Origin of the sequence: Pseudomonas sp. BJa5 (genome assembly GCF_030272875.2) — a bacterium.
Classification (GTDB): Bacteria; Pseudomonadota; Gammaproteobacteria; order Pseudomonadales; family Pseudomonadaceae; genus Aquipseudomonas.
The window spans coordinates 129,718-138,151 of sequence record NZ_JALRNG020000012.1 but is presented as its reverse complement, the minus strand read 5'-3'; the positions used below and the strand labels follow the sequence as shown (position 1 = coordinate 138,151).

Annotated in this window: 7 protein-coding genes; 4 read left to right on the top strand and 3 right to left on the bottom strand. The window is 61.6% G+C overall.

The features are described from left to right. Nucleotides 1–97: 97 nt before the first annotated feature. From dapC to map, 3 genes are read right to left on the bottom strand one after another with little or no spacing between them, the layout of a single operon-like run. Nucleotides 98–1,291, bottom strand: a complete 1,194-nt coding sequence (gene dapC, locus M2D63_RS09720) for a succinyldiaminopimelate transaminase (RefSeq protein WP_285862661.1) — start codon at nt 1,289–1,291, stop codon at nt 98–100. A gap of 22 nt (nt 1,292–1,313) precedes the next feature. Further along, nucleotides 1,314–4,013, bottom strand: coding sequence for a [protein-PII] uridylyltransferase (locus M2D63_RS09715; protein ID WP_285862660.1), 2,700 nt, complete (start codon nt 4,011–4,013; stop codon nt 1,314–1,316). A gap of 20 nt (nt 4,014–4,033) precedes the next feature. After that, a complete protein-coding gene (gene map / locus M2D63_RS09710; RefSeq protein ID WP_285862659.1) occupies nt 4,034–4,816 on the bottom strand; it encodes a type I methionyl aminopeptidase in 783 nt (260 codons plus the stop codon). Nucleotides 4,817–5,157: 341 nt separating this feature from the next. On the opposite strand from map, the gene rpsB reads away from it, so the two are divergent. The 4 genes from rpsB to frr all read left to right on the top strand — a co-directional run bounded on the left by rpsB (nt 5,158) and on the right by frr (nt 8,418). Then, nucleotides 5,158–5,892 carry a 30S ribosomal protein S2 gene (gene rpsB / locus M2D63_RS09705; RefSeq protein WP_285862658.1) on the top strand — a complete coding sequence of 245 codons (735 nt, stop codon included), beginning with the start codon at nt 5,158–5,160 and terminating at the stop codon, nt 5,890–5,892. A gap of 187 nt (nt 5,893–6,079) precedes the next feature. Beyond that, entirely contained in the window at nt 6,080–6,943 is an 864-nt protein-coding gene (gene tsf, locus M2D63_RS09700; protein WP_285862657.1) for a translation elongation factor Ts, read from the top strand. 177 nt (nt 6,944–7,120) lie between these two features. Next, nucleotides 7,121–7,864 carry a UMP kinase gene (gene pyrH, locus M2D63_RS09695; protein WP_285862656.1) on the top strand — a complete coding sequence of 248 codons (744 nt, stop codon included), beginning with the start codon at nt 7,121–7,123 and terminating at the stop codon, nt 7,862–7,864. Then, nucleotides 7,861–8,418 carry a ribosome recycling factor gene (gene frr, locus M2D63_RS09690; RefSeq protein ID WP_285862655.1) on the top strand — a complete coding sequence of 186 codons (558 nt, stop codon included), beginning with the start codon at nt 7,861–7,863 and terminating at the stop codon, nt 8,416–8,418. Before pyrH ends, frr begins: the two co-directional genes overlap by 4 nt. Nucleotides 8,419–8,434: the final 16 nt, after the last annotated feature.

The following is an 8,434-nucleotide window of genomic DNA, read 5'->3' as shown; positions in this document are numbered from 1 at the left end:
TTTTTCGGTGTTTTTGGGGGGGCCGTTCCTGTCCCTGGGGGGCCTTTTTGGGGGGCCACCCCGGCGCGGGGGGGGGGGGGCTCCCCCCACGAAGCGATCAACCCTGCAGGAACGCGCGAATCCGCTGCGCCGCTTCCACGCATTCGGCCAGTGGCGCAACCAGCGCCATGCGCACCCGGCCGGCACCCGGGTTGACGCCATCCACCTCACGGGACAGGTAGGAGCCTGGCACCACAGTCACGTGCTGGGTGGCGAACAGGTTGCGGCAGAACTCGGCATCGTCGCCAGGCACTTTGGCCCACAGGTAGAAACCGCCGTCCGGACGCTGCACATCGAGTACCGGGGCGAGGATCTCCAGCACGGCATCGAACTTCTCACGGTACAGGTCACGGTTGGCCAGCACGTGTTCTTCGTCGTTCCAGGCGGCAATGCTGGCCAGCTGGGTCTGCACCGGCATGGCGCAGCCATGGTAGGTGCGGTACAGCAAAAACGGCTTGATGATCTCGGCGTCACCGGCGACGAAGCCCGAGCGCAGGCCCGGCAGGTTGGAACGCTTGGACAGGCTGTGGAACACCACGCAACGCTTGAAGTCGCTGCGGCCCAGCTCCACGCAGGCGCTGAGCAGGCCTGGCGGCGGGCTCTGTTCGTCGAAGTAGAGTTCGCTGTAGCACTCGTCGGCGGCGATCACGAAGTCGTGCTCGTCGGCCAGGGCGATGAGCTTTTTCAGGGTGTCCATCGGCACCAGGGCGCCGGTGGGGTTGCCCGGGGAGCAGATGAACAGGATCTGGCAGCGCTTCCAGGTTTCGGCCGAGACCGCATCGAAGTCCGGGTTGAAGCCGTTGCTGTCCAGGCACGGCAGGTAGTGCGGAGTGGCGCCGGCCAGCAGGGCTGCGCCCTCGTAGATCTGGTAGAACGGGTTGGGGCTGATCACCAGGCCGTCGGCGTCGCGCTTGACCACGGCCTGGGTGAAGGCGAACAGCGCTTCACGGGTGCCGTTGACCGGCAGTACGTGCTTGTCGGCGTCCAGCCAGCCGCTGGGCACGCCGAAACGACGTTCGCACCAGCGGGTGATGGCCTGGCGCAGGGCCGGCAGGCCGACGGTGGTCGGGTACACGGCCATCTGCTGCAGGTTGTCGGCCAGGGACTGGGCGACGAACGCCGGCGATTCATGCTTGGGCTCACCGATCGACAGGGCAATGGCGCGTTTGTCCGCAGGCGGCTGGACGCCACCCAGCAGTGCGCGCAGTTTCTCGAACGGGTAGGGCTGAAGCTGGAGCAAATCGGTGTTCATCGGCGCTGGGTCTCGTCAAACATTAAATGGTCAGGCGGGAAATCGGTACGGCGGTGGCCTGGTCGACGCGTAGTTGCTCGACAATGGCATCCTGCAGGCGACTGCACAGCTGTGGGTCGGACAGTGGCTGGTTGTCGGCGTCGGTAATGAAGAACACGTCTTCGACCCGTTCGCCGAGGGTAGCAATCTTGGCATTTTGCAGCGACAGGTCGAACTCCAGGAAGATCTTGCCGATCCGCGCCAGCAGGCCGGGGCGGTCGGGGGCGCTGAGTTCGAGGATGGTCACTTGCCGCTGGGCATCGGTGTGGATGGTCACCTGCGGGGCAAAGGTGAAGTGCTTGAGCTGGCGCGGTACCCGGCGCTTGATGATGGTCGGGTAATCATCGGGATTGCGCAGGGCGTCGCTCAGGCCGTCACGGATCTGTTTGATCCGCTGCGGATTGTCGCCGATCGAGTCGCCGTCGTTGTCGAGCACGATGTAGGTGTCGAGGGTGAACTGGCTGCTGGAGGTGATGATGCGCGCGTCATGGATGTTCAGGTTGAGCTGGTCCATGGCCGCCACGGTCACGGCGAAGAAGTCGTGCTGGTCCGGGGCGTAGATGAAGATCTGCGTACCGCCCTCGAACTCGCGCTGGGTGGTTTCCTTGATCAGCACCAGCGGGCCGCCGTCGGCCGGCTGCTGGAGGATCGCATCGCTGTGCCAGGCCACGTCGGCGGCGGTGTGGCGCAGGAAATAGTCATCGCCCAGCTGCGACCAGAGCTGCTCGACGTCGTCCGGGTCGGTGCCTTCGCGGATCAGGATGTCCAGGGCCGCGTTCTGGGTCTGGCGGATCTGTTCCTCGCGGTCCAGCGGGTTCTCAAGGCCGCGGCGCAGGGCACGCTTGGTCTCGGTGTAGAGCTGGCGCAGCAGGCTGGCGCGCCAGGAGTTCCACAGGCTGGGGTTGGTGGCGTTGATGTCGGCCACGGTCAGCACGTAGAGGTAGTCCAGGTGGGTTTCGTCGCCCATCAGCTGGGCGAAGTCGTGGATCACCTGCGGGTCGGAGAGGTCCTTGCGCTGGGCGGTGGTCGACATCACCAGGTGATGCTGCACCAGCCAGACGATCAGGCGGCTGTCCCAGGCCGGCAACTGGTGGCGCAGGCAGAATGCCTGGGCATCCACTGCGCCAAGCTCCGAGTGGTCGCCCTTGCGGCCCTTGCCGATGTCGTGGAACAGCCCGGCCAGGTAGATCAGCTCAGGCTTTGGCAGGCGGCCCATGAGCTTGCTGGCCAGCGGGAATTTCTCCGAAACCGGGGTGTACTGCAGCTTGCGCAGGTGCTTGATCAGGTTGAGGGTGTGGGCATCGACCGTATAGATATGGAACAGGTCGTGCTGCATCTGCCCCACGATCAGGCCGAACTCCGGCAGGTAGCGGCCGAGAATGCCGTAGCGGTTCATGCGCCGCAGGTTGCGGTGGATGCCGATCTCGCACTTGAACAGCTCGATGAACAGGCTGGTGTTGCGGATATCGTTGCGAAAATCGTCGTCGATCAGGTGCCGGTACTCGCTCAGCAGGCGAATGGTGTCGGCACGAACCCCCTTGATCTCGGGGTGCTGGGCCATCAGCACGAAGATTTCCAGCATGGCGAACGGGGTGCGCTTGAACACGTTCGGGCGCACCGCTTCGATATAGCCGTCGTGAAGGCGGAAACGGGCATTGAGCGGCTGGGTGTTGCCGCTGTCGTCGTCGAGGATCACCTCCTCGAAGTGCTGGATGATCAGGTCGCTCAGTTCGGCGATGCTCATCACCACCCGGTAGTACTGCTGCATGAACTGTTCGATGGCACGCTTGGGGTTGTCATCGACAAAGCCGAGCAGGGCGGCAATGCTGCGCTGGTGATCGAACAGCAGGCGGTCTTCGGCACGACCGGCGAGCATGTGCAGGGCGTAGCGGACCTTCCAGAGGAATTCCTGGGAGGAAGCCAGCAGGGCGTTCTCGCTTTCCAGCAGAAAGCCTTCGCCGGCCAGTGCGTGCAGGTTCAGGGTGCCGTACTGGCGCCGGGCGATCCACAGCACGGTCTGGATGTCGCGCAAGCCGCCGGGCGAACCCTTGACGTTGGGTTCGAGGTTGTATTCGGTGTCGTTGTACTTGTGGTGCCGGGCCTTGAGCTCGGCACGCTTGGCCAGGAAGAACTCCTTGCTGGGCCACATGTGCGCGGTGCTGGTGACGTCCAGCATGCGCTGGCGCAGGCGCTCGGGGCCGGCAATGGTGCGGCTTTCCATCAGGTTGGTGACCACCGTCAGGTCGGCGCGGGCCTGCTCGGCGCATTCGTCCACCGAGCGCACGCTCTGGCCCACTTCCAGGCCGATGTCCCAGAGCAGGGTCAGGAAGCGCTCGATGGAGTCGCGAAACACCTCATGGTCGGCGCTGTCGAGCAGGATCAGCAGGTCGATGTCGGAGTAGGGGTGCAGCTCGCCGCGCCCATAGCCGCCGACCGCCACCAGGGCGATGTCGGCCTCGTCGCTCCAGTCGAACTGGTTCCAGGCCTGTTGCAGGATGTTATCGACGAACCAGGCGCGGTCCTCGATCAGCCGGCGGATCTCGCGTCCGTCGCGAAAACGCTTGTCGAGCACCTCGCCGGCCTGGCGGATGGCTTTCTTGAAGGCCGCGATAGGGCTGGCCTTGAGGGCCAGTTCCGCCTGGAACTGGCCGCGGTCGAACAGCTCGGGATCCACCTGGGGCATCGAGTCACTTCCTGTTTGAATCAGGCCGACGTGCGGGGAATGGTGTCGTCTTTACGCAGGGTGAAGATCTCGTAGCCGGTAGCGGTTACCACCAGGGTATGTTCCCACTGGGCCGAGAGCTTGCGGTCCTTGGTGATGGCGGTCCAGCCGTCGCCCAGCACCTTGGTGTCGGCGCGGCCCTGGTTGATCATCGGCTCGATGGTGAAGGTCATGCCTTCCTTGAGCTCCATGCCGGTGCCGGCGCGGCCGTAGTGGAGGATCTGCGGTTCTTCGTGGAAGACCTTGCCGATGCCGTGGCCACAGAACTCGCGAACCACCGAGAAGCCGTTCTTTTCCGCATGCTTCTGGATCACTTCGCCGATATCGCCCAGGCGGCAGCCCGGCTTGACCAGCTCGATGGCCTTGTACATGCATTCCTGGGTGACCTGGGACAGGCGCTCGGCCCATACCGGTACGGTGCCGACATGGAACATGCGGCTGGTGTCGCCGTGGTAGCCGTCCTTGATGACGGTCACGTCGATGTTCAGGGTGTCACCGTCCTTGAGCGGCTTGTCGCCCGGGATGCCGTGGCACACCACGTGGTTGACCGAGGTGCAGATCGACTTGGGGAAACCCTTGTAGTTGAGCGGTGCCGGGATCGCCTTCTGGACATTGACGATGTAGTCGTGGCACAGGCGGTCGAGCTCTTCGGTGGTGACGCCGGGCTTGACGTGCTCCTCGATCATCTCCAGGACTTCGGCGGCCAGGCGGCCGGCGACGCGCATCTTTTCGATGTCTTCGGCGGTTTTGATGGTTACGGTCATTGCAGGCTCTCTACGGCGCTCGGGTGCGCAAATAAACTGGGGAAAGGCCGGATTCTACCAGAGCCAGGCCCGCCCGGGCGGCTATGGCAGCGATACAGCCTTTATATAGGGGCATTCTGGCGCGATTGCGGCGCCGGTGCAAAAGGCGGTGACGGGTGATGCCGATTCCGGTTCCGTTTGCCCGGCTTCTGTGATATAAAATGCGCCGCTTTACGGGGATAGCCCCGGAAGCCTTAACCCACACACGTGTCGACACGATGACCTGGGTGCCCTGGATCCTCGGATCCGCGGTTGGTCATTGGGATACGTGGAGGCCCAACCCGACTTATCAAGGAACTATCATGTCCCAAGTCAACATGCGCGATATGCTGAAGGCCGGTGTGCACTTCGGTCACCAAACCCGTTACTGGAACCCGAAAATGGGCAAGTACATTTTCGGCGCGCGCAACAAGATTCACATCATCAACCTTGAAAAAACTCTGCCAATGTTCAACGACGCGCTGTCGTTCGTCGAGCGTCTGGCCCAGGGCAAAAACAAGATTCTGTTCGTCGGCACCAAGCGTTCCGCTGGCAAGATCGTTGCTGAACAAGCAGCACGTTGCGGCTCGCCGTACGTCGATCACCGCTGGTTGGGCGGCATGCTGACCAACTACAAGACCATCCGCGCTTCGATCAAGCGTCTGCGCGACCTGGAAACCCAGGCCGAAGACGGCACTTTCGCCAAGCTGACCAAGAAAGAAGCCCTGATGCGCTCCCGTGATCTGGAAAAACTGGATCGCAGCCTGGGTGGCATCAAGGACATGGGCGGCCTGCCTGATGCCCTGTTCGTGATCGACGTTGATCACGAGCGCATCGCTATCACCGAAGCCAACAAGCTGGGCATCCCGGTTATCGGCGTTGTCGATACCAACAGCAGCCCGGAAGGCGTTGACTACATCATCCCAGGCAACGATGACGCCATTCGCGCAATCGAGCTGTACATGGGTTCGATGGCTGACGCTGTCATCCGTGGTCGCAACAACGTTGCCGGCGGCACCGAAGTTTACGCTGAAGAAGCTGCACCAGCTGCTGAGTAATTGACGCCTGGCGTCTACTTGGCACGCAAAAAGGGGGCTAGGCCCCCTTTTTGCCACCTTGAAATCCACTTGTCAGCATCGCGTTGCAAACTGGTGACTGCCTGACTGCTGGCAATGGATTTACAGAATTGAACGCCCGTCAAGTATCGGGTGGAATGGTTGAAAACCTATCCAAGAGGAATTTGAAATGGCAGCAATTACTGCAGCGCTGGTCAAAGAACTGCGTGAGCGTACCGGCGAAGGCATGATGGATTGCAAAAAGGCCCTGGAAAAGGCCGGCGGCGACATCGAGAAAGCCATTGACGACATGCGTGCTTCGGGCGCCATCAAGGCCGCTAAAAAAGCAGGCAACGTTGCCGCTGAAGGCGCTATCGCTGTCAAGACCGACGGTAAATCCGCCGTTCTGCTGGAAGTGAACTCGCAGACCGACTTCCTGGCCCTGCAAGACGACTTCAAAAACTTCGTTGCTGAAAGCATCGAACAAGCTTTCGCCGAAAAACTGACCGACGCTGCTCCGCTGATCGCTTCCCGTGAAGCCGCTCGTGAAGCCCTGGTCGCCAAGTGCGGCGAAAACGTCAACATCCGTCGCCTGGTGCGCGTAGAAGGCGACGTTGTCGGCGCCTACCTGCACGGCAACAAGATCGGTGCCGCTGTCGTCCTCAAGGGCGGCGACGTCGAACTGGCCAAGAACATCGCCATGCACGTTGCAGCTTCGAACCCAGAGTTCCTGCTGCCGTCGGAAGTTTCGGCCGAAGCGATCGAGCGCGAGAAGGGCGTCTTCCTGCAGCTGAACGAAGAGAAGATCAAAGGCAAGCCTGAGAACATCGTCGAGAACATGGTCAAAGGCCGTATCTCGAAGTTCCTGGCCGAAGCCAGCCTGGTCGAGCAAGCTTTCGTCATGAACCCGGAAGTCAAGGTTGGCGAACTGGCCAAGAAAGCCGGCGCTGAAATCGTTTCCTTCACCTACTTCAAAGTCGGCGAAGGCATCGAGAAGCCGGTTGACAACTTCGCTGAAGAAGTTGCTGCCCAGGTAGCTGCCGCCAAGCAGTAAGACGGACTCGTCTGTCGCCCCGAAGAGGCTGCCCGCTCACGCGCGCAGCCTCTTTGTCAAACCGGAAGGGGTTTATCCAATCGCTTCCGCTGGCACTGAAGCAGTGCCACGCTACAGTTTGCAGGCTGCAAACAGCCCGCACAGAATTTTTTACAAACGCCGCAGGAGAGATTCGCAATGGCTCAGCAGGTGAGTGGTCGTCAACCTCGCTATAAACGCATTTTGCTCAAACTTAGCGGCGAGGCCCTGATGGGCTCGGAAGAGTTCGGGATCGACCCGAAAGTCCTGGATCGCATGGCCCTGGAAGTTGGCCAGCTGGTCGGCATCGGCGTCCAGGTTGGCCTGGTGATCGGTGGTGGTAACCTGTTCCGTGGCGCCGCCCTGAGCGCTGCCGGCATGGATCGCGTCACTGGCGACCACATGGGTATGCTGGCCACCGTAATGAACGCCCTGGCCATGCGCGACGCCCTGGAGCGCTCGAATATCCCGGCAATCGTCATGTCGGCGATTTCCATGGTCGGTGTGACCGATCACTACGACCGCCGCAAAGGCATCCGTCACCTGAATTCCGGTGATGTGGTAATTTTCTCTGCCGGTACCGGCAACCCGTTCTTCACCACCGACTCCGCAGCCTGCCTGCGCGCCATCGAAATCGATGCCGATGTGGTGCTGAAGGCGACCAAGGTCGATGGCGTGTACACTGCCGACCCATTCAAGGATCCGCATGCTGAGAAGTTCGACCGTCTGACGTACGATGAAGTACTGGACCGCAAACTCGGTGTGATGGACCTGACCGCAATCTGCTTGTGCCGTGACCACAAGATGCCATTGCGGGTATTCAACATGAACAAGCCTGGCGCTTTGCTGAACATCGTAGTGGGCGGCGCTGAAGGAACTCTGATCGAGGAAGGCGAAGAATGATCAACGAAATCAAGAAAGACGCCCAGGAGCGCATGACCAAGTCCATCGAGGCGCTGGGTCGCAACCTGGCTTCGATCCGTACCGGTCGCGCTCACCCGAGCATCCTGGACAGCGTCAAGGTCCCTGCCTGGGGTAGCGACATGCCGCTGAACCAGGTCGCTGCGGTCAGCGTCGAGGACGCCCGTACCCTGAAGATCGTCGCGCACGACAAGAACCTCAGTGCCGCCATCGAGAAGGCCATCCTGACCTCCGACCTGGGTCTGAATCCGAGCAGCGCCGGTACCACCATTCGCGTGCCGATGCCTGCCCTGACCGAGGAAACCCGCAAGGGTTACACCAAGCAGGCCCGCGGTGTTGCCGAAGACGCCAAGGTTGCCGTGCGCAACGTTCGCCGTGATGCCCTGGCCGACCTGAAGAAACTGTCCAAGGACAAGGAAATCAGCGAAGACGAAGAGCGTCGCGCCGCCGACGAGCTGCAGAAGCTGACCGACAAGTTCGTGGCTGAGGTCGACAAGGCGCTCGAAGCAAAAGAAAAGGACCTGATGGCCGTTTAAGGGTCGGGACTTTTTT

What these genes read in the sequence shown, in the direction of transcription:
- dapC (WP_285862661.1), bottom strand. Translation starts at nt 1,291, where the DNA reads ATGAACACCGATTTGCTCCAGCTTCAGCCCTACCCGTTCGAGAAACTG.
- map (WP_285862659.1), bottom strand. Translation starts at nt 4,816, where the DNA reads ATGACCGTAACCATCAAAACCGCCGAAGACATCGAAAAGATGCGCGTC.
- rpsB (WP_285862658.1), top strand. Translation starts at nt 5,158, where the DNA reads ATGTCCCAAGTCAACATGCGCGATATGCTGAAGGCCGGTGTGCACTTC.
- frr (WP_285862655.1), top strand. Translation starts at nt 7,861, where the DNA reads ATGATCAACGAAATCAAGAAAGACGCCCAGGAGCGCATGACCAAGTCC.
- M2D63_RS09715 (WP_285862660.1), bottom strand. Translation starts at nt 4,013, where the DNA reads ATGCCCCAGGTGGATCCCGAGCTGTTCGACCGCGGCCAGTTCCAGGCG.
- tsf (WP_285862657.1), top strand. Translation starts at nt 6,080, where the DNA reads ATGGCAGCAATTACTGCAGCGCTGGTCAAAGAACTGCGTGAGCGTACC.
- pyrH (WP_285862656.1), top strand. Translation starts at nt 7,121, where the DNA reads ATGGCTCAGCAGGTGAGTGGTCGTCAACCTCGCTATAAACGCATTTTG.